The following is a 22,385-nucleotide window of genomic DNA, read 5'->3' as shown; positions in this document are numbered from 1 at the left end:
ATGTAGGGGGAACTACAAATGAAATTAGCAAAGCGAGTAGCTGCTTTAACACCATCTGCAACTTTAGAAATTACAGCAAAGGCACAAGCATTAAAAGCAGAAGGTCACGATGTAATTGGATTAGGAGCAGGAGAACCTGACTTTAATACGCCAAAACATATTATGGATGCTGCGCATAAAGCGATGTTAGAAGGACATACGAAATATACACCAACAGGTGGATTACAAGCGTTAAAACAAGAAATTGTGAAGAAGTTTACTCGTGATCAAGGAATTGCGTATGATCCATCTGAAATTATTGTATGTAATGGTGCCAAGCATGCATTATATACATTATTCCAAGTGTTACTTGATGAAGGAGATGAAGTTATCATCCCAACTCCTTATTGGGTAAGTTATCCTGAGCAAGTAAAGCTTGCTGGTGGTAAGCCAGTTTATGTAGAAGGTCTAGAAGGCAATGAGTACAAAATTACAGCAAAGCAGCTACGTGAGGCAATTACAGAGAAAACGAAAGCTGTTATTATTAATTCACCGAGCAATCCAACAGGGATGATTTACAGCAAAGAAGAATTACGACAGCTTGGAGAAGTATGTTTAGAGCGTGATATCTTAATCGTTTCAGATGAGATTTATGAAAAATTAATTTATGGTGACGCGGAATATACTTCAATTGCCCAGCTTTCTAATGTATTAAAAGAACAAACACTTATTATTAATGGTGTATCTAAATCACATTCTATGACAGGTTGGCGTATTGGATATGCAGCAGGAAATAAGCAGCTTATTAAAGCGATGACGAACTTAGCGAGTCATAGTACGTCAAACCCTACTTCAATTGCTCAATACGGTGCAATTGCTGCATATGCAGGCTCACAAGAACCTGTAGAAACAATGCGTCAAGCGTTTGAAGAAAGATTGAACATTATTTATGATAAATTAATTCAAATTCCTGGTTTCACTTGTATTAAGCCACAAGGTGCTTTTTACTTATTCCCAAATGTAAAAGAAGCCGTAGCGTTAGCTGGGTATGATACAGTTGATGAGTGGGCAAAAGCATTATTAGAAGAAGAAAAGGTGGCTCTTGTTCCAGGTACAGGATTTGGTGCACCAAATAACGTTCGATTATCGTATGCGACATCTCTTGAGCAAGTTGAGAAAGCATTAGAACGAATTCATACGTTCATGAAAAGTAAAGTACAGGCTTAATCGTCTGTTTCTTGTAGTAAATGGCAAAAAACCTCCCTATATATAGGGAGGTTTTTTTGACGAATTGTGGCAAAAAGAAATGGCTAAAGGTGTGTTATACTAGAGAACGAGGTGTTTGGTGATGAAAAAGAAAATGATGTTACAATGGTTTGAACAGGGAAGCATAGCGATTCCTAAATTGCTTATGATGCATTATAAAAAGCTAGGTTTAAATGAGACGGAATTTATGGTAGTACTTCATGTACACACATTTTTAGAATCAGGTAATTCGTTCCCGACTCCTTCAGAGATTTCAGAACGGATGACGATAACAGAAATGAAATGCATGGAAGTGATTCAGACTTTAATCCAAAAAGGTTTTTTAGCACTAGAAGGTGGACGAAGATCTGAAGCGATGATGTGTGAAAGTTATTCTTTACAACCACTGTGGGAAAAAATATTGCACTTTTTAATGAATGAATCTATAGAGGAAGAGCAAAAAGAACAAAAGCAAATTCAAGTGAATTTATATACAGTATTTGAAAAAGAATTCGGAAGACCACTTTCGCCATTTGAATGTGAAACATTAGGGATGTGGGAAGATCAAGATCAACACCATCCGAATTTAATTCAAGCGGCTCTTCGTGAAGCTGTTATGAGTGGTAAACTTAATTTCCGGTATATTGATCGTATTTTGTTTGAGTGGAAAAAGAACGGAATTAAAACGGTAGATCAAGCGCAAAATCAAGGCCAGAAATTTAGAGCGAATCAACAACGCACACAACAAACGACAAAACAAGAGACGAAATTTACTGGGAAAGTGCCTTTTTATAATTGGTTGGAGCAGTAGTGTAGGAGGAAAGATATGTTGAACAAAACGCAAATTCGTTATTGTTTAGATACAATGGCGGATATGTATCCAGAAGCGCATTGTGAATTAATTCATGATAATCCATTTGAACTTGTAATCGCAGTGGCATTATCTGCGCAATGTACAGATGCACTTGTGAATAAAGTGACGAAAAACTTATTTCAAAAATATAAAACACCAGAAGATTATTTAAGTGTGTCTTTAGAAGAATTACAACAAGATATACGTTCCATTGGATTGTTTAGAAATAAGGCGAAAAATATTCAAAAATTGTGCCGGATGTTACTAGATGATTATAACGGGAAAGTTCCAGAAGACCGTGATGAGCTGACGAAATTACCAGGAGTAGGGAGAAAGACAGCGAATGTAGTTGTTTCGGTAGCATTTGGGATTCCAGCGATTGCTGTTGATACGCATGTAGAGAGAGTGAGTAAACGGTTAGCAATTTGTAGATGGAAAGATTCCGTGTTAGAAGTGGAAAAGACATTGATGAAGAAGATTCCAATGGATGAGTGGGGAGTTACACACCACCGTATGATTTTCTTCGGACGTTATTACTGTAAGGCGCAGCGACCACAATGTGAAGAGTGTCGATTACTAGAAATATGTCGCGAAGGAAAGAAACGAATGAAGGGGAAATAAAGGATGGAGCGAGTTATAGAAATACCGAAAGAGTTTCGGTGCGTACCATTTTTTAAAGAGAGTGCAAATTCGATTACGTATCACACAGACCAATCTTTTGAAGAGATAATACAAAATACTTACTTTATATTTGATATTGAAAGAAAATATGAGCCATGGAATGAAATTGAAACAAGTATTCCAGCGGTGTTAAATATATGGAAAAGCAAGCATGAAGAAATTGCTATACTATTTCGGAACAGAAAAAAACAAGAAGCTGAGGGTCCGATGATTCTTTTTGCAGCGCACTTTCTATCGGTTATATATTGGTTAAATGAGCAGCCTGTTCATAGTTTGAATGAGATGCAAGTAAATACGAATAAATTGGAAGTACAACCTGTTAATTTTATGGAGCGATATTCATTTGTTATAAAGAAACCGAGTAATTACCATTCGTATATTCAATTAGTACAGTTGTATATCGAAATAGAAAAGCTATATGTAAAGAAAATGATAACAAAAAAGAAGTCGATTTCTCATTAAGAGAAACCGACTTCTTTTTTTGTTTATTAAGACTCTGTTGTAACAACATTTCCGTCCGCGTGAGGTATATCTCCGCCGGTATTTTGTTGCTGTTGTTGCTCTTCAGCTTTTTTTCTAGCTTCTTCGTCAGCTTTTCTTTTAGCTTCTTCGTCGGCTTTTCTCTTAGCTTCTTCGTCAGCTTTCTTCTTAGCCTCTTCGTCAGCGGCTTTCTTTTGAGCTTCTTCTTGCTGTTTACGTTGTTGTTCTTGTTGCTGCTGTTCTTGTTGTTTACGTTGTTGTTCTTGTTGTTGTTGTTGTTGTTGTTGTTGTTGTTGTTGTTGTTGTTGTTGCTGTTCTTGCTGTTTACGCTGATCTTCATCAGCTTTTTTCTTAGCTTCTTCTTGTTTTAGTTTATCTTCATTGGTCTTTTTCAGGGCTTCTTCGTCAGCCTTCTTCTTAGCCTCTTCGTCAGCTTTTTTCGCATCTGGAGTTCCGCCAGGCGCAGTGAATGATGCACCAATTGCAGGACTTGTTCCAGTACCCTTTGTCGCTACTACAGAGAAGCTGTAAGTAACACCTGGTTTAATACCGCCAAGAGTAGCTGTCGTACCGCTTACTGACAAGCTACCACTAGAACCGTCAGTAGCTTTATAGCTTGCTGCGTATGCATCAACATTTGATGATGGTCCAGACCAGTTCAGTGTCACTGTGCTAGCGCCATCGAAAGCGACATTAAGGCCACTAGGTGGATCTACTTTAATTTCTTTAACTGCATCTTTTTTCGCACCTTTAATGTACAGTTCTCCATTTAATTCTTGTACAGAAGAAGGGCGCTCGAAACGAGATTTATCCGTAGCAAATTTGCTCATCATTGCTTGGAACATTTGCTGAGCAATTCTAGTAGAACGATCGCTAATGTAATTTTCTGGGCTATCTTTTTCATAACCAGTCCATACAGCCATTGTATATTGTGGTGTATATCCTGCGAACCAACTATCTCTGTTGGCATCTGCTGGAATACCGTATTTTTTAATAACAGATTTATCAAAGTTTTGTGTTCCTGTTTTACCAGCAACGTCGAATCCAGAAACATATGCTGTTGGACCTGTACCGCCAGAACCAGGTTTTACTACGTCACGAAGAACGTCAGTAACCATGTAAGCTGTATAGTCGTGCATTGCACGCTGTTCTTTCGGTTTAAAGCTTTTCTTTTTTCCATCTGGGAAAATAACTTCTTTAACGAAATGAGGTTTATTGTATACACCGTCATTTCCAAATGTTGCATAAGCTCCAGCGACATCTAACGGAGAGCCTTCATTACTACCGATTGCAGTAGATTCATATGCTTTCCCATCTTTAAACGTCATTCCTAAACCTTCAGCAAACTCTTGTGCTTTAGGAATACCGACTGCTTGAGCTGTTTTTAAAGCCGGGATGTTTAATGACTTCTTCAATGCTTCACGAAGTGAAACGTCACCTTTAAAATTACCTGTAGCATTTTTAATCTTTGTGCCATCAGAGTAAGTATATTCAGAGTCATTTAATTGATGATAAGTAGACCATTGAAGATTCTCAATTGCTGGACCATAGTCGAAAATTGGTTTCATTGTTGAACCAACTTGGCGTTTTAAATCAACTGCCATATTATGACCTTTGAAAGTAGACTTACTTTCTTTACGCCCAGCACCAATTGCTCGAACTTCTCCAGACTGTGTATCCATAAATACAAATGATCCTTGGAACTGATCGTTTGGATATTTAATGAGATTGCCATCCATAATTTTCTCAGCATAATCTTGAGCATCTTGATCAAGTGTTGTATGAATCGTTAAACCATCTGAACCGATATTTACATCAGGGTATTCTTTTTCAACTTCCTTTACAGCAGCATCTATAAATGCTTGATACTTCATTTCAGTCACTTCTGAAGATGGAAGAAGTCCTTGTGTTACAGAGATTTGCATTGCGTCATTCATTTCTTGTTTCGTTATATACCCGTGTCGGTTCATTAATGTTAATACGATATTACGACGTTTCGTTGCTCTATCAACGTTATCTGGTTTTGTTGGATCATAAATGTTAGGACCTTGGGGTAAACCAGCGAGCATTGCAGCTTCGTGTAGTTGTATGTCTTTTAAATCTTTGCCGTAATATTTTTTTGCTGCTGTTGAAATACCGTAAGAGCGATTACCGAGGTTAATCTTATTTAAGTACATTTCTAAAATTTCATGTTTTGAGTACTGTTGCTCTAACTTATAAGATAAGTACCATTCTTGCACTTTTCTTTTTGCAGTTTTGTCCATCGTTAGAAAATAGTTTTTAACTACTTGCTGTGTAATCGTACTACCACCTTGTGATCCAAAACCACCAGTGACATTTTCCATGACTGCCATTCCAGTACGTCTAAAATCAATTCCATTATGATCGTAGAAACGAGCATCCTCAGTCGCAAGGAATGCACTTTCAATTACTTTTGGAATTTGATCGTATGTAACATGGGTTCGTTTTTCAGCACCGTATTCATAGAAGAAATTCCCGTTTTTATCAAGGAATTTTGTTGATAAAGGATTGACTAGCTTTGATTTGTCTAGTTTTGGAGCGTCCTTTACCATAACAAAGAAGGCCGAAACGCCAGCTACGAGACCGACGATACCAAGAAGTAGACAACCTATAAGAAATCTCTTGAAAAAGGAACCTTTTTTCTTTGGTTTTTCTTCTTTATTATTTGTTTCTTTCGTTTGATTTTTTACATGATTTCGTTCTGTACGAGAACGATAATTATCTGACATTATACTTTCTCCTACCTTTCATTCTCTCCCCCAAAAGTCGAAAAAAGAGCCTTAGTGATGACTCTATCACGAAAAATAAACCGTGTCTAGTACGCGGATATAATCAATTCGAGGGTGATAACCGCATGATAATAAAGACCCATGCTCTTCTATTTCTTGTTTTGTAATCGATTTACGTCCACCAGTATTTTGACGATTCCAAAATGCAATAATATGTTTTGCATCTAATAAATAAAATTCATCAAAAAGTGTAAATTTAATAATAACAAATGCAATTCCATTATGAGCGACTACTTGCTTCATATGTTCAATTTGATGAAGGTGGAAGTTTTGAAGTGGAAAACTGGTTTTATTTTTAGTTTCTTTCGCTTCAAAATCGATGTATTTCCCTTTGTATACACCGTTGTAATCTGTTGTAGAAGGTTGTTTGAAATACGCTTCTTTTACCACTGCAGCACTTCGAGCGGGGTAATCTACTTTTACAATTTGAAGAGGTGTAGGTTTTTTATGTACGCATGCAATATTATGGGTTAAGTAATATTGATTGGTGTCATTCAATTCCTCTTCAAGGGACATACCTCTATTACTGTAAGTATGTTTTTTTATTGGTGTTTTATGAGGTTGTGAAGCTTGATCGTACCTTTTTCCATTTGGGTAACGAATGGTCATATTTTGTCCACTCCCAACTTGATAAGATTTACTTACAAAGGTGATTATATCAAAAAATGAAAAAAGATGTGACCTTTTTCAAGAAAGGTATGGTGACTTACTCATGTTTCGATGGAATGATTACGAAAAAATTAAACAGACCCGTAATGATATTTTTTGTACAGAAGAGGAAAAAGCTATAGTTCTTAATATTAAGGAGAGCACGGATGTAGCTAACGTAGATAATATTTCACGTACACAATCTTACCAAGAATATTATTTGAGAAATAGAGAAATTAGATGGTCTTTTTTAGCAAGCATGGTTTCAAGGAATGGGGGATGGAACATGACAGATTTAGAAGGAGAATATTATTCTAATCTTTTATCTCAAACAGTTAAGAGACGATTATTTCTTTTGTATGAGAAAGCCAATTGGCTCATTTTTTTAGATGCATTTCCTCAACTATTACTGTATGAGGAAAGTAAAAAGAGATGTGCACCGCTCTTTCATTTGTTACAATTTTTCAACATATCAATTTTTATGGAAAAAGAATGGGTCGCGTTTTGGGAGAAAAAAGATATAAATAGGCTTATGACGGCACTTATTATTAATGAACAAAATAAAATTCAAAAACCAGTAATTGAGAATGCATACTTTCAAAAACATGTATTTGATACTGCACTATTCAAATTTCAAGAAATATTTCACGTTAGTGCAGTTATTTTTCCAATGGTGGAAGGGGGAATGTATGGATTTTCAGTTTATCAATTTGAAACGTTGCAAAAACGTATAGAACTGGGGAAGCAATTAGCTTGGTTATTATTTCATTCAAAGTATAAGGCTTCTTTTTATAAATTTGCAGTGCAAACTAGGCATACAGGATCTAGGATGGATTATGAATGTAATATAAGGGGAATTAGAAAATCATGTACGCCGGCTCTTCGGGATGTGTATTCTATTGTCACTCATGAAAAATTAATTGAAAAAGATTGGTTTAGTGACGGGTTGGAAATAGATTCATTATTTTTACTTGAAAAACCTAAGGGGGAAATTAATATAACAGAATGGTATAGAAAGAAGAGGGAGCAAATACATACTCTTTCTATATTAAGTAGTTTTGTTAAAAGAATAGATGAGTTCATGATATAATAAAGAAGTCCCGCCTTCTTAAATGAAGGCGGGACTTCTTTATTAAAAGTAATAAGCTCTACAACAAGTTACTTTCTAATCGACTATTTGCCGGCAGTACGACTTTAACTTCAACACTTATCGAAAGCGAAGAGGTAAGGTAGACTAGAAAATAGTTGTTTGTAAAAGCCACTTTGGTTAAAGTGTCATTTTATCCCGCTATTTGTGGACAGTAAAACTCCCACCTCAAAATTTGGCTGGAGCAAAGAAGGTAGGTGGAAGCCCTGCTGTCCGTAAACACCCGATTGGTGCGGGCTGATAATCAGTGGGGGATGAACAAAACCCCACTGATTAAAGTTTCACTTTATGTAGCGGGGAAATTTGGACCATCAAGCTTTGGATTACCAGTCTCAGGTTGGTTTTGTTGTTTGTTTTGCTTTTTCTTTTTTTCGTTTTTATTTTTTGCCATCGTAATACACCTCCTTTTTGTATTGTTACCATTTCTAAAAATGGCATACTAAATGATTTCTTTGACGAATATCAACTAGTTTTGTCATGTGAGAAGGAGTAATTAATCAATCGGCGAAATTACATGACAAAGGAAAGGCAAAGAAGGGGGCGTTTTAAATATGGCGATGGTTCAGAAGGAAGATGTTATGAAAAAAATGGATCAAATGTTAAGTTCTCTCGATTTGCTGGAAATGAAGATTGGGATTAGAATGAATCATGCATTGAAGGATAAAGGTGAAAAAATATGCAATAAGATAGAAATAACAGAAATGCATATAGAACATATGGAAAATAAATTAGTGCATCACGAAGAAAAAGGGAGCTGGGTAAAGACATTTCAAAACGTCGTAGTGAGTGCATAATAAGGTGGGAACAAAATGGGACATGAAGCATTAATCCAGTCTTCGGAGAAGTTAATGCAGTATAATGATGAAGCGAATGTGAAAAAAAGAGAGATGGCTGAATATGATTTTTATAAGGATATGAAGCCATTTGTTGATATTGTAGATGCGGAGTTAGAGATGTGGAAAGAATTAGCTTATAGGTGGATAAAGGAAGAAAGACCTAAGTATATACATGTACAACAAATTGATCAAGTGTATGATAATTTACAAACTAATGTGCTACAATGTTTTGTTAATAAGGGAAAAGGTAAACGTTTCTTTGAAACTCATCAAGCTATTTCGTATACTTTGCAAAATATCGTAGATCAATGTAAATAACAAGAGGGAAAACCCTCTTGTTTTTTTATGCCTCGGTCACTGTTGTAGGTTTTGTTGCACCGTTTATTTCTAATTCACGTATTAATGTTCGGTAATCTGATATGCATATTTTTCCTTCAAGATAACAATGTCTTGCAAAGTCTAACAGTTCATTCGAATTTTCTGTGTAATACCCCTTTTTTTGAGAAAACGCTTGTTTTAAATCCCCTAATACCATGTTGATTCCTCCCCCATGAGAATCTTCTTCCTTATTATCATAGCATGGAAGGGTTTACTTTCTAATTTTTTTAAAAATTTAAACTTCCGACAAAAACAGACAGGTACTCCGTCACACATTTTATTTTATAGGTACATATTCTATATGTAGAAACTTATGCCAAGGAGGAGAGAATGCATGTTTCAACAACCTAATGTATATCAGCAAGCAAATCCATATGCACAGCAAAATATGTACCAATATAATGAGGATACATATTTGCGATATAATATGTATCCTTTCGAGCCTCATTATGGAAACCAAAATTATTATCAACCATTTGAAGTGTCTTTTGGGAATCAACCGCAGCAAGCGCATATGAATCAACCGCAACAAGCATATACGAATCAACCGCAGCAAGCGCATATGAATCAACCGCAACAAGCATATACGAATCAACCACAGCAAGCGCATATGAATCAACCGCAACAACCGCACATGAATCAGTCGCAACAGGCGTATATGAATCAACCGCAACAACCGCACATGGATCAGCCGCAGCAAATGTATACGAATCAACCACAGCAAGCGTATATGAATTCACAAAACTACATGTCGCCAGCTCAATATGTAAATCAACAAGCTATGTTTTATCCACCAAAACAACCATATCCAACGATGAATAAACAAAAGCAACAGCAACAGCAACCAAGTCAGTTTTCTAGTTTTGTTTCACAATTTAAATCATCAGATGGTAACTACGATGTAAATAAAATGATGAACACAGCTGGACAAATGATGAACGCGATGAATCAAGTAACAGGGATTGTTAAGCAAGTCGGGGGCTTTTTTGGTAAATAATAGTAGGGGGTTGTCTATAATAGGTATTACGTATGAATTTGGATACTAGACAAATTTCCATGAAATAAATGGGTATATATAACAAGCGGCTTTACCCCCTCGCTCATATTGTAAAGTGTAGTCAGATTTTTTTAATGAGAGAGGAGAGAAAAAACTATGCATCATTGTCATCCTTGCTTTGGAGGGCATAAGCCTGTAGGACCTATTTGTACGACAGCTCCTGTCATTCATCCAACAAAACAATGCGTAACACATTCTTTTTCAACAACGGTGGTGCCACACATTTTTCCAACCCATACAACGCATGTTCATCATCAACAAATTAAAAATCAAAGCTTCTTCCCACAAACAAACTCGAACGTAAACGTTGTAGATCCTGGTGATCCAGGATTCGGCGGAGGATGTGGACCATGCGGTCATGGCCATCATCACCATGGGCATCAAATATCACCATTTGGACCAGGACCGAATGTATCACCATTTGGACCAGGACCGAACGTATCACCATTTGGACCAGGACCGAATGTATCACCATTTGGACCAAATATCGGACCAAACGTTGGTGGAATGTTTAAAAAGTAAATGATATGTTAGAACTAGCGAAATGCTAGTTCTTTTTTGTAATTGGAGTGTTGATATGAAAGTTGTTGCTGTAACAGGATATAAGCCGTTTGAACTTGGAATATTTAAAAATGATCATCCAGGAGTAGAGTGTATAAAAAAGGCGCTGCGTCGTAAATTAACTGTTTTTGTAGAAGAGGGTTTGGAATGGGTTATTATTAGCGGCCAGTTAGGAGTAGAGCTATGGGCTGCTGAAGTTGTTTTTGAAATTCAAGTAGAATATCCAGATTTAAAATTAGCGGTATTTACTCCTTTTTTAGAACAAGAAGAAAATTGGAAGGAAGATAACCGTGAATATTACGAATTTATTCTTTCGCAAGCAGATCACATTGATAGTATTACGAAACGGAAGTACGAAAGCCCAGAGCAATTTAAATTAAAGAATCAGTTTTTTATTGAAAAAAGCGATGCACTTTTAGCTGTATATGATGAAGAAAAGTCTGGGAGCCCTAAATATATTGTAGAAGCAGCTAAGAAAAAAGGAGAAATAGAAAATTATCACAGTTATTTCATTCTTTTTTCTGATTTACAAGATATAATGGAAGAGGAACAGTGGAATAATGCAGAGTAATATGTAATATAGTACTCGTATATTTGATTGACAAAAGGCATTGTTTCTGAAAAAATTTAGTTAATGAAAGCTTTGGCAAAAATTTGAGGTGAAGAAAATGATTTCGGATAAAATTAAATTAACAGCGAAAGATATTTTAGAAAAAGAATTTAAAACAGGTATGAGAGGTTATCAACAAGAAGAAGTAGATAAGTTTCTTGATATGATTATTAAAGATTATGAAGCTTTTCATAAGGAATTTGATCAATTAAAACAACAAAACGTTCGTTTGAAACGTGAATTAGAAGAGCAGAAAGTAGCGGCAACACAAGTTCCGCAACAACCGGTACAAACACCAGTTGCACAACCAGTGTATAACAATACGAATACGGATATTTTAAAACGTCTATCTAATTTAGAAAAAGCTGTATTTGGAAGTAAGTTATACGAATAAATTAAGGTAACAAAAAGGTTAAAGTATTTTACATAGAAAAAAACATTGCAAAATCTTTTTGTTTCCACTATACTAATGTTTGTCATAACGTTTGGGTAATCGCTGCAACGCCAACGTTGTAGAGGAAAGTCCATGCTCGCACGGCCTGAGATGGCTGTAGTGTTCGTGCCTAGCCAAGTCATAAGCTAGGGTATTCTGGCTGCAAGGCTGGTTTAACGGCAGGGAAAAAACCTAAGTCCTTTCGGATATGGTTTGACTACCTTTAAAGTGCCACAGTGACGAAGTCCTTGAAGAAATGATAGGAGTGGAACGAGGTAAACCCCACGAGCGAGAAACCCAAATAATGGTAGGGGAATCTTTTCCAAGGAAATGAACGACGGAAAAGGACAGGTTTTCGTAACCTGTAGATAGATGATTACCACCGGAGTACGAGGCGTGGGCCGTTTGCAGTACAAAGGAACAGAACATGGCTTACAGAACGTTATGAACCAACTATGAAATAACTCAGCTCTCCTTTGTTAGAGGAGGGCTTTTTATTTGTATGAAGTTATAAATTGTGAGTTAAAATGGTAAATGAGAATATTCTTCGTAATATGTGATAATTAATAGGAAAACATGTTATTAATTATTGTTTGATTATACATAAGAGGTGAATGCAAATGGGAAAAGTTACTTTAATTGCAACAGCGGCAATGGGTATTGAAGCGTTAGTTGCCCGAGAAGTTCGCGATCTTGGTTATGAATGTGAAGTGGAAAACGGAAAGGTAACGTTTGAAGCGGATGAAAAAGCGATTTGTCGTACGAATTTATGGTTACGTACTGCAGACCGTGTGAAAATTAAAGTCGGCGAATTTAAAGCAACAACATTCGATGAGTTATTTGAAAAAACAAAAGCGTTAAACTGGGGAGATTATATTCCAGAGAACGGAGAATTTCCTGTTATTGGGAAATCTTTGAAATCAACATTATTTAGCGTTTCAGACTGCCAACGTATCGTTAAAAAGGCTGTTGTTGAGAAATTAAAAACAACGTATAGACGCACAACTTGGTTTGAAGAAGATGGACCGTTATTCCGTATTGAAATTGCAATGCTCAAGGATATTGCGACGTTAACAATCGATGCGAGTGGTGTAGGTCTTCATAAACGTGGATACCGTCTTGAGCAAGGTGAAGCGCCTTTAAAAGAAACATTAGCTGCGTCTTTAATTAAGTTAACAAACTGGAAGGCGGATCGTCCTTTCGTTGATCCTTTCTGTGGATCTGGTACAATTCCAATTGAAGCTGCATTAATTGGACAAAATATCGCACCAGGATTTAACCGAGGCTTTGCATCGGATGAATGGGGCTGGGTTGGTAAACAAAATTGGCGCGAAGCTCGTCAAGAAGCTGAAGATTTAGCTAATTATAATCAACCATTGCAAATCATTGGATCAGATATCGATCACCGTATGATAAGAGTTGCCCAAGATAACGCAGAAGAAGTTGGATTAGGGGATCTTATATCATTTAAACAAATGCAAGTAAAAGATTTCACGACAAAAGAGGAATATGGCTATGTTGTAACGAATCCTCCATACGGAGAACGTTTAAGTGAAAGAGCGCTTGTTGAAAAATTATATAAAGAAATGGGAGAGGTATTCCGCCCATTAGATACGTGGTCAATGTATTTATTAACAAGTTATGAAGCGTTTGAGAAATGTTATGGGAAAGATGCATCGAAAAAACGTAAACTGTTTAACGGATTTATCCGTACAGATTACTATCAATACTTCGGAAAGCGTCCACCGCGTAATTCATAGTATAAAACTCCTCCAGCACGCATATACTGGCTATTATGTAATGCGTAAAGGAGGAAGTGATATGGATAGTTTCCAATTCTCGATGATTCAAAAAGCTATTCACCGTACGTATGATGAGCTCGGAAAAGAAGTGGATAGTCAAGGTGCAATTGTAGAGGGAATACAAAAAGCGCAGGAAGAATATTTGTCAGCTCTTTCACATGAAACAGCGATTGATAAACGTTATTTAAGGTCATTAATATAGAAAAAAATTTTCCTTTTTCGAAAGGAAAATTTTTTTTCGTGTATTTCTATGTATTGTAACAGGGGAAAGTGGCTGCACACATGTGAGTAGCAGTTGCTATATCTTTTTATAGAAAAACTGTTTGGTTGGAGGCTAAGGATGTTTACTGAGAATAGGTTACCATTTGAAGTAGGAAAACAAGATAATTTTTATGATAAGTTGAATGAGTGGATTGGAGATGTGTTTTACGACATTCTTCCGGAAAAAGGTTTTGAAGAGCGTGATGAACAGATTTTTATGGCGTTTCAGTTAGAGCGCGCTTTCCAAGAGAAGAAAGTTATGTTTGCAGAAGCAGGTGTAGGAACAGGGAAAACAATTGTATATCTTCTATATGCAATTTGTTATGCACGTTATACAGGGAAGCCGGCTATTATCGCTTGTGCAGATGAAACGTTAATTGAGCAGCTTGTGAAAGAAGAAGGAGACATTGCTAAGTTATCTGAAGCATTAGGGCTATCTGTTGATGTTAGACTTGCGAAGTCAATGGATAATTATTTATGTTTACGTAAACTTGAAGATGTTATGAGTGGACGAGCTCCAGAAGTAATTGAAGATGTATATTACGAATTACCTCAGTTCGTATTCGATCATGGTACGATGCAGAACTTTACTCACTATGGTGATCGAAAAGAATTTCCACTGTTAAATGACGAGGAATGGTCAAAGGTAAACTGGGATTACTTCCAAGATTGCTTCACTTGTGATTCTCGTCATCGTTGTGGTCAAACTCTTTCGCGCGAGCATTATCGTAAAGCGGCAGATTTAATCATTTGTTCTCAAGATTTCTATATGGATCATATTTGGACGTACGAAGCTCGCAAACGTGAAGGACAAATTCCGTTATTACCAGAAAGTAGCTGCGTTGTATTCGATGAAGGGCATCTTGTAGAATATGCAGCTCAAAAAGCTTTAACGTACCGTTTAAAACAAACGATGATGGAGCAACTTTTAACGAGATTATTACAAAATGATATTCGTGAAGAGTTCGCACATTTAGTAGAAGAAACAATTTGGCAAACTGAACAATTCTTTGGGGTACTACAAGAGAATAAAAAGGAAATTGAAGGTTCTGATCGTTTAGAAATTACTGTGACAGAAAAGGTAACTGCAGAAGCGAAAAGACTTTATGCGAAAATCGGTGAAGTCGGTGATGCATTAGTATTTGAAAGTGAAATGCATACAGTAAACACATACGATTTAAATATTGTTGATGAGCATTTAGATGTGTTAGAGCATTCACTTCGTCTTTTCATGCACGAGAAAAATGTAATTACGTGGGGTGAAGAAGGCGATGGTGCTTTCACGTTAGTTATTATGCCGCGTGCAGTTGAAGAAGTGTTACAAGAAAAAGTATTCTCGAAGAAGATTCCATATATTTTCTCTTCTGCGACATTATCTGACAATGATTCGTTCGCATTTACTGCAAATAGTCTAGGGGTAAAAGATTACTTATCATTCTCAGTTGCTTCGCCGTTTGATTATGAAGAGCAAATGACAGTAAACTTACTTCCGTATACGAAAGAAAATGAATGGGAAAGAAAGTGTCAATATACACTTGAAAATATACAAAAAACAAATGGACGTACACTCGTATTATTCCGTACAACGCAAGAACTTGCAGCGTTTAAAGAATATGTAAGTAAAGAGCAAATGTCAGTGCTGTTCCTATATGAAGGAGATCAAGAAATTAGTCAGCTCGTTTCTCGTTTCCAAAATGAAGAAGAGACTGTACTTTGTGCCGTTCATTTATGGGAAGGTTTAGACATTCCAGGTTCATCATTATCACATGTTATTATTTGGTCATTACCATTCCCTCCAAACGATCCTGTGTTTGAGGCGAAGCGTAAACATGTGAATGATCCATTCTGGGACGTAGATGTGCCTTATATGATTTTACGTCTTCGCCAAGGAATTGGACGTTTAATTCGTACAAGTGAAGATAAAGGTGCTATATCATTATTCTTATCAGATAATGAAGATGAAAAAGTGATAGAAGCAGTGAAGAAAGTACTTCCGGTAGAAGGAAAAGTACTTTAAGCGAAAAAATGTTGTAGGGAAAAGTTTGGCATTTGCCAAGCTTTTTTTCTATTAGAAAAGGAATTTATGTTTCAGTGTCGAAATAAGTTTGAGGTAGAAAAAGGAGGTTTTTTATACTATGACAGTTGCTACATATGAAGTGGAAAAACAATTTTTAACATATGTGAAGAAGATAGAGAATTACGGAGAGGCATTAAGCTTAATGTTTTGGGATTTAAGAACAGGTGCACCAAAGCAAGGAGTAGACCAGCGTTCAGAAGTAATTGGAATGCTTTCATCCGAAGTGTTTGCGATGTCGACTTCAGATGAGATGGGGAACTATTTAACTGAACTAGAATCTTTAATTATTGAAAATAAACTTTCTGAAACGACAAAGAAAATGGTTGAAGAGTGTCGTAAAGAATATGATAGAAATAAGAAAATTCCACAAGCGGAATATGAAGCGTATGTGAAATTAGAAGCGAAAGCGGAAAGTGTATGGGAAGAAGCTCGCGAAAAATCTGACTTCGAAATGTTCCGTCCGTATTTAGAAAAAATTGTTGAATTCAAAAAGAAGTTTATTACATATTGGGGTTACGAAACGTACAAATATAACACGCTATTAGACATGTATGAGCCGGGAATCACAGTAGAAGTGTTAGATCATGTATTTGGTCAACTACGTGAACGTATCGTTCCGCTTGTGAAAGAAATTTCTGAGTCTAAAAAAGAGTTAAAAACAAATGCTTTAGCTGAACATTTTTCAAAAGAAAAACAAAAGAATTTTACTTTAGAGTTATTAAAACAATTGAACTATAACTTTGAAGCGGGTCGTCTTGATGAAACGGTACATCCTTTTGAAATTACATTAAATAGAGGGGATGTTCGTATTACGACTCGTTACGATGAGAAAGACTTCCGTATGGCTGTTTTCGGCACGATTCATGAATGTGGTCATGCTGTATATGAACAAAATATTGCAGAGAAATTTGAAGGTACACCGCTATGTAGTGGAACTTCTATGGGTATTCATGAGTCACAATCATTATTCTTTGAGAACTTTATCGGTCGTAATAAATCATTCTGGAAGAAAAATTATGATTTATTAAAAGAGTATAGCGATGGTCAATTCAATGATATATCAGTAGATGAGTTTTATGATGCGATTAACGAATCGAAGCCATCGTTTATTCGTATAGAAGCAGATGAGCTTACATATCCGCTTCACGTCATGGTTCGTTATGAACTTGAGAAAGAATTATTTGATGGTACATTACAAGTGAAGGATTTGCCAGCGGCTTGGAATGATAAGATGGAAGCATATTTAGGAATTCGTCCGGAAAACGATGCACAAGGTGTATTGCAAGATGTTCACTGGGCTGGTGGTTCATTTGGATACTTCCCATCTTATGCGCTTGGTTATATGTATGCAGCGCAATTTAAACATAGGATGCTAAAGGATATTCCAAACTTTGGTGCATTATTAGAAGAAGGAAACGTGACACCAATTCGTGAATGGTTAACAGAGAATATTCACCAATATGGCAAAACGAAAAAACCACTTGAAATTTTAAAAGATGTGACAGGTGAAGGTTTAAATGCAAACTACTTAGCTGATTATTTAGAAGCTAAATATAAAGAGATTTATGAGTTATAAAACAGGAGCTGCTTAATTGCAGCTTTTTTTTATGAGGGAGTGAGAGAAATGGGCTATATGTTTACAGTAATGTCGCAAGCGGAAGCAGAAGAAATTGCATACAACTGGCATTATGAAGGGGAGTATTCCTTTTATGATATAGAGGCAGATGAAGAAGATTTAGCTGAGTTTTTAGAGGATGAGAGTAGAGGGAATCATACATTTTCTGTGAAGGAAAATGGTACTCTCATTGGTTTCTTTAGTTTTAGTAACATAAATAATCAAACAGTTGATATAGGACTTGGAATGAGACCTGATATAACAGGCAATGGATTAGGTTTACAGTTCGTAAAAGCTGGATTAGATTTTAGTAAAGAAAAATACGGATGCAATTATATAACACTATCAGTAGCGACATTTAATGAAATAGCGATTAAAGTGTATAAAAGAGCAGGATTCGAAGTTGTTGGAACGTTTATACAGAAAACAAATGGTAGTTGTTTTGAGTTTTTGAAAATGAATTATATATGTGAAAATGATTAAAAAACAGAGGAGAGCTTCTGTTTTTTTATTTTGATGTAGAAATAAATGATGTTTGTTTTTGTACTTGTTGTAATTAGAAGTTTTGAAATTTTGGAAGAGGATGTGTATGATTGAAGTTTAGTAGCAAATAGCAAGTTTAGTAAGGAGAGGTAGTATGATTATAATTAAAACGAAAAATGAAATAGATTTGATGCATGAATCGGGGAAGTTACTAGCTTCTTGTCATAGAGAAATTGCAAAAATGATGAAACCAGGTATCACTACACAAGAAATTGATACGTTTGTTGAAGCATATTTAGAAGAGCATGGTGCCAGATCCGAACAGAAAGGGTATAACGATTATCCATACGCAATATGTGCATCTGTGAACAATGAAATGTGTCATGGGTTTCCAACAGATGTTCCTTTAAGTGAAGGAGATATTGTGACAATTGACATGGTAGTAAACTTAAATGGTGCGCTTTCGGATTCTGCATGGACGTATATAGTTGGAGATATTTCTGATGAAGCAAAAAGGTTATTGTTAGTAGCAGAGAGTGCTTTATATAAAGGGATTGAGCAAGCAATAAGTGGTAACCATGTTGGAGATATTGGATACGCAATTGAAAGTTATGTAGCCTCTGAAGGGTTTTCTGTTGCAAGAGACTTTACGGGACACGGAATTGGTAAAGAAATTCATGAGGAACCAGCAATTTTTCATTTTGGTAAGCCAAGGCAAGGACCAGAATTACAAGAAGGAATGGTAATTACAATTGAACCTATTGTAAATGCCGGTATGCGATATTCTAAAGTAGATTTAAACGGATGGACTGCACGGACGATGGATGGGAAATTATCTGCACAGTATGAGCATACAATTGCGATTACGAAGGATGGTCCTATCATATTAACGACGTTGTAATATGAAATGTGAAAGTTTGAAAAACTCGAACAAAAATGGTATTTTCATAAAATTCGTACGTGTTTTTTCGATAAATGCTTTTCAAAGTGAAAAAAGTGCGTTATAATCCTTCTATAAATAAATAAGTTAGCTACACTCATATAATCGCGGGGATATGGCCTGCAAGTTTCTACCGAAGTACCGTAAATACTTTGACTATGAGTGAGGACGAATATATTTGCTTGTTTAGCATTCTTTTTTGCGAAACTCCAAAAGCACGTCTCTCACTTGTAACGAGTGGTGGCGGCTTTTGGAGCTTTTTATTTGCATAAGAGGAGGAACTAACATGAAAGTATTACAAGAAAAGATTTTGAACGAAGGAAAGGTTTTATCTGGTGATGTATTAAAGGTAGATGCATTTTTGAATCATCAAATTGATCCAGTACTTATGCAAGAAATCGGAAAAGAATTTGCTAAGCGTTTTAAAGAAGAGAACATTACAAAAATCGTGACGATTGAATCTTCAGGCATTGCGCCAGCGGTTATGGCTGCTTTAGAGCTTGGTGTAAAAGTAGTTTTTGCAAGAAAGCGTAAATCGTTAACGTTACAAGATAATATGTATGTTGCAAACGTATATTCATTTACAAAACAAGAAACGAACGAGATTTCATTATCTCGAAATCATATTGATGAAAATGATCATGTATTAATTATTGATGACTTTTTAGCAAATGGTCAGGCTGCTTTAGGTTTAATGAGTTTAGTAGAGCAAGCCGGGGCAAGTATTGCGGGAATTGGCATTGTTATTGAAAAAGCATTTCAAGATGGAGGAAAGAAGCTGCGTGAACAGGGTGTTCGTGTTGAATCACTAGCAGAAATTGCATCACTTGATAACGGCACAGTTACATTTGTACAGCAAGAAACTGCGGAGGTGAACTAACGATGAAGCAGCACCCATTTAAAATCGCATCGCTTGGTATGCAGCACATGCTTGCCATGTACGCTGGCGCAATTATTGTTCCTCTTATTGTCGGCGGGGGACTTGGTTTAAATCAACAAGAATTAACGTATTTAGTATCGATTGACTTATTAATGTGCGGCGTAGCAACGATTTTACAAGCATTATCAAATCGCTTTTTCGGTATTGGGCTTCCGGTTGTACTTGGTTGTACATTTACAGCGGTTGGACCGATGATTGCAATTGGTAAACAATACGGCGTGTCCTCTATATATGGAGCAATTATTGCTGCGGGATTATTTGTTGTTATTTTCGCGAAATTATTTGGGAAGCTTGTAAAACTGTTTCCTCCTGTTGTAACAGGATCTGTCGTTACAGTTATTGGGGTTACACTTGTTCCAGCAGCTATTAATGATATGGCTGGAGGAGTTGGAAGTAAAGATTTCGGAAGTCTAGAAAATTTAGCGTTAGCATTTGGTGTTTTATTATTTATCATTATTATGTATCGTTTCTTTGATGGATTTATCCGTTCAATCTCTATATTACTTGGTCTTTTGTTCGGTACAATCGTCGCAGCATTTATGGGGAAAGTAAGCTTGCAAGCGGTTGGAGAGGCAGATTGGTTCCACGGTATTCAGCCGTTTTACTTCGGTACACCAACATTTGAATTAACGCCAATTATTACGATGATTCTCGTTGCTTGCGTAGGAATTGTGGAAGCAACAGGGGTATATTTTGCATTATCTGATATTTGTAATAAGAAGATCGGTGAAAAAGAATTAACAAAAGGTTATCGCGCAGAAGGATTAGCAATGGTTCTAGGTGGTATTTTTAACGCATTTCCATACACAACATATTCTCAAAACGTAGGACTTGTTCAATTAACTGGAGTAAGAAATCGCGTCATTATCTATACTTGTGGTGGTATGTTAATTGCTCTTGGGTTTATTCCTAAAATCGCAGCCATTACAACAATTATTCCGAAATCAGTACTTGGCGGTGCAATGCTAGCAATGTTCGGCATGGTTATGGCATATGGTATTAAAATGTTAAGCAGTGTTGATTTTGGAAAACAAGAAAATTTATTAATTGTCGCATGTTCTGTCGGAATCGGACTTGGAGTTACAGTTGTTCCAACGTTATTTTCACAGCTTCCGGAAAACATCCGTATTTTAACAGATAACGGAATTGTACTTGGAAGTGCGTCAGCAGTACTTTTAAATATCGTATTTAATATGGTGCCGCATCGCAAAGTAAAAGTAAAAGAAGAACCAGTCTCTATGCAAAGTGCAATAAGAGAAGCGTAAAAAGCAAGGTCTCATTATGAGACCTTGCTTTTCTTTTTAAGTGGCATCATCTTACCGTACGTACCAAGGCGCCAAATGTATTCAAGTGGCCCATATTGGTAACGTGAAAGCCACCAGCGGCTAATAAAGATTTGTAACGTATAAAAGCCGATGCAAAATAGTGGTCCCACCCATAATGGAGCGGGATAATACTTTTTGAAAAATAGGCCGAATACAAGTAACGTAACAATCGTATGCGTGATGTAATTTGTTAACGCCATTCGTCCGACATATTGGAATGGGCGTAATAATGTTTGCCATCTTTCTTTTTGTAATAAACGCATGAGTGTGAAAATGTAGAAGATGAATAATGTTTTTCCGCTAAACATTGTAAAGGCACTCATGTAAATCGGATTATAAGGTTGTTTTGACAAGAAATAACGAACCATAAAGAACCACATTGGTAATGTTAAAACGAACATAATGATTTGCCATTTTTTAAGCTTTGGATCTAATTCTTTTGAGCGGCGGAAAATATCTTTTTTGCCAGCATATAAACCAAGCAAAAATAATCCAACTGTTTCTGGAAGCATGAATGCACTTAGCCCAATTGCTTCAGAATAAAACGCATGGAAACGATTTTGTATTTGTAACATCCAGTCCTCTAATGGCATGATTGGTAAGGAGAGTCCTAGCTCATCTCTTGGCATTAAGGCAATTCCAATGCTAGTAATTAGCATTAAAAATTGAAAAATGCTTAGTAAAACTAATGCCCAAATCAAAATAGTACGAGGTTCTCTCTTATAAAATAACAATAAGAAAAATCCAGCGATTGCATAACTATGTAAAATGTCCCCGTCCCATAAAAGAACGTAATGCAAGAACCCAAATAATAATAAAATGAGCAAGCGGCGAACAAATAAAGTTTTCGGATGATCTGTTTTCGCCTCAGCACGACTCATAAAGATATAAAAACCTAATCCGAATAAAAATGAAAAAATAGTATAAAATTTTGTTTGAATAAACATGTCATAAAACAAGCGAATATAGCTGTCTAATCCATCATAAACGCCGGAAATGTCTCGAGAATCAATCCCAGCGATAACAGGCCAGTTAACAAGAAAAATACCTAGTACAGCTATTCCTCTAATAATATCGATGGAATGTATCCTCTCGCCTTGTGAAATATTTTGTGTCATTATTTTCCTCCTTGTTAAGTAATTCCCTTTTATTATACAAAATGTAAAGAGGAGGGTATATAGGTAATTTCCAATTTTTAAAACTGCTAAGATGTGTATTATGAGA

At 36.2% G+C, this 22,385-nt stretch carries 24 protein-coding genes, 1 other RNA gene and 1 riboswitch; of the genes, 20 read left to right on the top strand and 5 right to left on the bottom strand.

Annotated elements, in window-relative coordinates:
• The first annotated feature begins 18 nt into the window (after nucleotides 1-18).
• The 4 genes from aspB (at nucleotide 19) to AC1DKZ_RS05505 (ending at nucleotide 3,220) form a co-directional block, all read left to right on the top strand.
• Complete coding sequence (gene aspB / locus AC1DKZ_RS05520; RefSeq protein WP_476995773.1) at nucleotides 19-1,206, top strand: aspartate transaminase AspB; 1,188 nt, start codon at nucleotides 19-21, stop codon at nucleotides 1,204-1,206.
• A 121-nt stretch (nucleotides 1,207-1,327) separates the two neighbouring features.
• Nucleotides 1,328-2,035: a DNA replication protein DnaD gene (gene dnaD / locus AC1DKZ_RS05515; RefSeq protein WP_000728546.1), complete on the top strand. Its 708-nt coding sequence runs from the start codon at nucleotides 1,328-1,330 to the stop codon at nucleotides 2,033-2,035.
• Nucleotides 2,036-2,050: 15 nt separating this feature from the next.
• Nucleotides 2,051-2,698 (top strand): endonuclease III, encoded by a 648-nt coding sequence (gene nth, locus AC1DKZ_RS05510; protein WP_000933020.1) that lies wholly within the window; start codon nucleotides 2,051-2,053, stop codon nucleotides 2,696-2,698.
• A 3-nt stretch (nucleotides 2,699-2,701) separates the two neighbouring features.
• Nucleotides 2,702-3,220, top strand: coding sequence for a YpoC family protein (locus tag AC1DKZ_RS05505; protein WP_476995772.1), 519 nt, complete (start codon nucleotides 2,702-2,704; stop codon nucleotides 3,218-3,220).
• A 26-nt stretch (nucleotides 3,221-3,246) separates the two neighbouring features.
• Here the strand turns inward: AC1DKZ_RS05505 and AC1DKZ_RS05500 are convergent, their stop codons facing one another.
• On the bottom strand, nucleotides 3,247-5,988 hold the full coding sequence (locus AC1DKZ_RS05500; RefSeq protein ID WP_476995771.1) for a PBP1A family penicillin-binding protein: 2,742 nt from the start codon (nucleotides 5,986-5,988) through the stop codon (nucleotides 3,247-3,249).
• Between the two features lie 66 nt (nucleotides 5,989-6,054).
• Nucleotides 6,055-6,657: a Holliday junction resolvase RecU gene (gene recU, locus AC1DKZ_RS05495; protein WP_002030800.1), complete on the bottom strand. Its 603-nt coding sequence runs from the start codon at nucleotides 6,655-6,657 to the stop codon at nucleotides 6,055-6,057.
• Between the two features lie 103 nt (nucleotides 6,658-6,760).
• Between recU and AC1DKZ_RS05490 the strand changes: the two genes are divergently transcribed.
• A complete protein-coding gene (locus AC1DKZ_RS05490; protein ID WP_219301832.1) occupies nucleotides 6,761-7,786 on the top strand; it encodes a DUF2515 domain-containing protein in 1,026 nt (341 codons plus the stop codon).
• Between the two features lie 343 nt (nucleotides 7,787-8,129).
• Here the strand turns inward: AC1DKZ_RS05490 and AC1DKZ_RS05485 are convergent, their stop codons facing one another.
• Nucleotides 8,130-8,276, bottom strand: coding sequence for a phage portal protein (locus AC1DKZ_RS05485; RefSeq protein WP_309473010.1), 147 nt, complete (start codon nucleotides 8,274-8,276; stop codon nucleotides 8,130-8,132).
• Between the two features lie 118 nt (nucleotides 8,277-8,394).
• Between AC1DKZ_RS05485 and AC1DKZ_RS05480 the strand changes: the two genes are divergently transcribed.
• The gene (locus tag AC1DKZ_RS05480; RefSeq protein WP_002011865.1) at nucleotides 8,395-8,637 is read left to right on the top strand and encodes a hypothetical protein; all 243 of its coding nucleotides are present in this window, start codon (nucleotides 8,395-8,397) and stop codon (nucleotides 8,635-8,637) included.
• 15 nt (nucleotides 8,638-8,652) lie between these two features.
• On the top strand, nucleotides 8,653-8,997 hold the full coding sequence (locus tag AC1DKZ_RS05475) for a YppE family protein (protein ID WP_002011864.1): 345 nt from the start codon (nucleotides 8,653-8,655) through the stop codon (nucleotides 8,995-8,997).
• A gap of 25 nt (nucleotides 8,998-9,022) precedes the next feature.
• Here the strand turns inward: AC1DKZ_RS05475 and AC1DKZ_RS05470 are convergent, their stop codons facing one another.
• Entirely contained in the window at nucleotides 9,023-9,214 is a 192-nt protein-coding gene (locus AC1DKZ_RS05470; RefSeq protein ID WP_012260642.1) for a YppF family protein, read from the bottom strand.
• Between the two features lie 177 nt (nucleotides 9,215-9,391).
• Here AC1DKZ_RS05470 and AC1DKZ_RS05465 point away from each other — a divergent pair, with 177 nt between their 5' ends.
• The 13 genes from AC1DKZ_RS05465 (at nucleotide 9,392) to pbuX (ending at nucleotide 21,101) form a co-directional block, all read left to right on the top strand.
• Nucleotides 9,392-10,054, top strand: a complete 663-nt coding sequence (locus tag AC1DKZ_RS05465; RefSeq protein ID WP_476995770.1) for a YppG family protein — start codon at nucleotides 9,392-9,394, stop codon at nucleotides 10,052-10,054.
• A gap of 156 nt (nucleotides 10,055-10,210) precedes the next feature.
• Nucleotides 10,211-10,636, top strand: a complete 426-nt coding sequence (locus AC1DKZ_RS05460) for a CotD family spore coat protein (RefSeq protein ID WP_002011871.1) — start codon at nucleotides 10,211-10,213, stop codon at nucleotides 10,634-10,636.
• 55 nt (nucleotides 10,637-10,691) lie between these two features.
• Nucleotides 10,692-11,246: an SLOG family protein gene (locus tag AC1DKZ_RS05455; protein WP_002011870.1), complete on the top strand. Its 555-nt coding sequence runs from the start codon at nucleotides 10,692-10,694 to the stop codon at nucleotides 11,244-11,246.
• A gap of 97 nt (nucleotides 11,247-11,343) precedes the next feature.
• The gene (gpsB, locus tag AC1DKZ_RS05450) at nucleotides 11,344-11,679 is read left to right on the top strand and encodes a cell division regulator GpsB (RefSeq protein ID WP_000622428.1); all 336 of its coding nucleotides are present in this window, start codon (nucleotides 11,344-11,346) and stop codon (nucleotides 11,677-11,679) included.
• Between the two features lie 87 nt (nucleotides 11,680-11,766).
• An RNA gene (gene rnpB / locus AC1DKZ_RS05445) (RNase P RNA component class B) lies at nucleotides 11,767-12,158 on the top strand.
• Between the two features lie 180 nt (nucleotides 12,159-12,338).
• Nucleotides 12,339-13,478 carry a THUMP domain-containing class I SAM-dependent RNA methyltransferase gene (locus AC1DKZ_RS05440; protein ID WP_002011868.1) on the top strand — a complete coding sequence of 380 codons (1,140 nt, stop codon included), beginning with the start codon at nucleotides 12,339-12,341 and terminating at the stop codon, nucleotides 13,476-13,478.
• A 61-nt stretch (nucleotides 13,479-13,539) separates the two neighbouring features.
• Nucleotides 13,540-13,722, top strand: coding sequence for a DUF3921 family protein (locus tag AC1DKZ_RS05435; RefSeq protein WP_113937070.1), 183 nt, complete (start codon nucleotides 13,540-13,542; stop codon nucleotides 13,720-13,722).
• 138 nt (nucleotides 13,723-13,860) lie between these two features.
• Nucleotides 13,861-15,798 (top strand): ATP-dependent DNA helicase, encoded by a 1,938-nt coding sequence (locus tag AC1DKZ_RS05430; RefSeq protein ID WP_476995769.1) that lies wholly within the window; start codon nucleotides 13,861-13,863, stop codon nucleotides 15,796-15,798.
• A gap of 118 nt (nucleotides 15,799-15,916) precedes the next feature.
• Nucleotides 15,917-17,434: a carboxypeptidase gene (ypwA, locus tag AC1DKZ_RS05425; RefSeq protein ID WP_476995768.1), complete on the top strand. Its 1,518-nt coding sequence runs from the start codon at nucleotides 15,917-15,919 to the stop codon at nucleotides 17,432-17,434.
• A 48-nt stretch (nucleotides 17,435-17,482) separates the two neighbouring features.
• A complete protein-coding gene (locus tag AC1DKZ_RS05420) occupies nucleotides 17,483-17,956 on the top strand; it encodes a GNAT family N-acetyltransferase (protein ID WP_476995767.1) in 474 nt (157 codons plus the stop codon).
• Nucleotides 17,957-18,110: 154 nt separating this feature from the next.
• Nucleotides 18,111-18,857, top strand: coding sequence for a type I methionyl aminopeptidase (locus AC1DKZ_RS05415; RefSeq protein ID WP_016101466.1), 747 nt, complete (start codon nucleotides 18,111-18,113; stop codon nucleotides 18,855-18,857).
• 116 nt (nucleotides 18,858-18,973) lie between these two features.
• A riboswitch (purine riboswitch) is annotated at nucleotides 18,974-19,075 on the top strand.
• A gap of 107 nt (nucleotides 19,076-19,182) precedes the next feature.
• Nucleotides 19,183-19,776 carry a xanthine phosphoribosyltransferase gene (locus tag AC1DKZ_RS05410; protein ID WP_002086571.1) on the top strand — a complete coding sequence of 198 codons (594 nt, stop codon included), beginning with the start codon at nucleotides 19,183-19,185 and terminating at the stop codon, nucleotides 19,774-19,776.
• 2 nt (nucleotides 19,777-19,778) lie between these two features.
• A complete protein-coding gene (gene pbuX, locus AC1DKZ_RS05405; protein ID WP_476995766.1) occupies nucleotides 19,779-21,101 on the top strand; it encodes a xanthine permease PbuX in 1,323 nt (440 codons plus the stop codon).
• Nucleotides 21,102-21,115: 14 nt separating this feature from the next.
• Here the strand turns inward: pbuX and AC1DKZ_RS05400 are convergent, their stop codons facing one another.
• Nucleotides 21,116-22,279, bottom strand: coding sequence for a DUF418 domain-containing protein (locus AC1DKZ_RS05400; protein WP_476995765.1), 1,164 nt, complete (start codon nucleotides 22,277-22,279; stop codon nucleotides 21,116-21,118).
• Between the last annotated feature and the right edge of the window lie 106 nt (nucleotides 22,280-22,385).

It is taken from the genome of Bacillus sp. 05T21, from assembly GCF_056396785.1.
Note: the sequence above shows the minus strand (reverse complement) of the source record. Positions and strands in the feature narration are given on the sequence as shown.

Bases quoted from the DNA above. Each gene is read 5' to 3' on its own strand.
- AC1DKZ_RS05440 (WP_002011868.1), top strand. From the start codon at position 12,339: ATGGGAAAAGTTACTTTAATTGCAACAGCGGCAATGGGTATTGAAGCG.
- AC1DKZ_RS05400 (WP_476995765.1), bottom strand. From the start codon at position 22,279: ATGACACAAAATATTTCACAAGGCGAGAGGATACATTCCATCGATATT.
- AC1DKZ_RS05415 (WP_016101466.1), top strand. From the start codon at position 18,111: ATGATTATAATTAAAACGAAAAATGAAATAGATTTGATGCATGAATCG.
- AC1DKZ_RS05500 (WP_476995771.1), bottom strand. From the start codon at position 5,988: ATGTCAGATAATTATCGTTCTCGTACAGAACGAAATCATGTAAAAAAT.
- pbuX (WP_476995766.1), top strand. From the start codon at position 19,779: ATGAAGCAGCACCCATTTAAAATCGCATCGCTTGGTATGCAGCACATG.
- AC1DKZ_RS05475 (WP_002011864.1), top strand. From the start codon at position 8,653: ATGGGACATGAAGCATTAATCCAGTCTTCGGAGAAGTTAATGCAGTAT.
- ypwA (WP_476995768.1), top strand. From the start codon at position 15,917: ATGACAGTTGCTACATATGAAGTGGAAAAACAATTTTTAACATATGTG.
- AC1DKZ_RS05470 (WP_012260642.1), bottom strand. From the start codon at position 9,214: ATGGTATTAGGGGATTTAAAACAAGCGTTTTCTCAAAAAAAGGGGTAT.
- AC1DKZ_RS05410 (WP_002086571.1), top strand. From the start codon at position 19,183: ATGAAAGTATTACAAGAAAAGATTTTGAACGAAGGAAAGGTTTTATCT.
- aspB (WP_476995773.1), top strand. From the start codon at position 19: ATGAAATTAGCAAAGCGAGTAGCTGCTTTAACACCATCTGCAACTTTA.
- AC1DKZ_RS05465 (WP_476995770.1), top strand. From the start codon at position 9,392: ATGTTTCAACAACCTAATGTATATCAGCAAGCAAATCCATATGCACAG.
- nth (WP_000933020.1), top strand. From the start codon at position 2,051: ATGTTGAACAAAACGCAAATTCGTTATTGTTTAGATACAATGGCGGAT.
- AC1DKZ_RS05420 (WP_476995767.1), top strand. From the start codon at position 17,483: ATGGGCTATATGTTTACAGTAATGTCGCAAGCGGAAGCAGAAGAAATT.
- AC1DKZ_RS05490 (WP_219301832.1), top strand. From the start codon at position 6,761: ATGTTTCGATGGAATGATTACGAAAAAATTAAACAGACCCGTAATGAT.
- AC1DKZ_RS05460 (WP_002011871.1), top strand. From the start codon at position 10,211: ATGCATCATTGTCATCCTTGCTTTGGAGGGCATAAGCCTGTAGGACCT.
- AC1DKZ_RS05435 (WP_113937070.1), top strand. From the start codon at position 13,540: ATGGATAGTTTCCAATTCTCGATGATTCAAAAAGCTATTCACCGTACG.
- dnaD (WP_000728546.1), top strand. From the start codon at position 1,328: ATGAAAAAGAAAATGATGTTACAATGGTTTGAACAGGGAAGCATAGCG.
- AC1DKZ_RS05430 (WP_476995769.1), top strand. From the start codon at position 13,861: ATGTTTACTGAGAATAGGTTACCATTTGAAGTAGGAAAACAAGATAAT.
- recU (WP_002030800.1), bottom strand. From the start codon at position 6,657: ATGACCATTCGTTACCCAAATGGAAAAAGGTACGATCAAGCTTCACAA.
- AC1DKZ_RS05480 (WP_002011865.1), top strand. From the start codon at position 8,395: ATGGCGATGGTTCAGAAGGAAGATGTTATGAAAAAAATGGATCAAATG.
- AC1DKZ_RS05455 (WP_002011870.1), top strand. From the start codon at position 10,692: ATGAAAGTTGTTGCTGTAACAGGATATAAGCCGTTTGAACTTGGAATA.
- AC1DKZ_RS05505 (WP_476995772.1), top strand. From the start codon at position 2,702: ATGGAGCGAGTTATAGAAATACCGAAAGAGTTTCGGTGCGTACCATTT.
- gpsB (WP_000622428.1), top strand. From the start codon at position 11,344: ATGATTTCGGATAAAATTAAATTAACAGCGAAAGATATTTTAGAAAAA.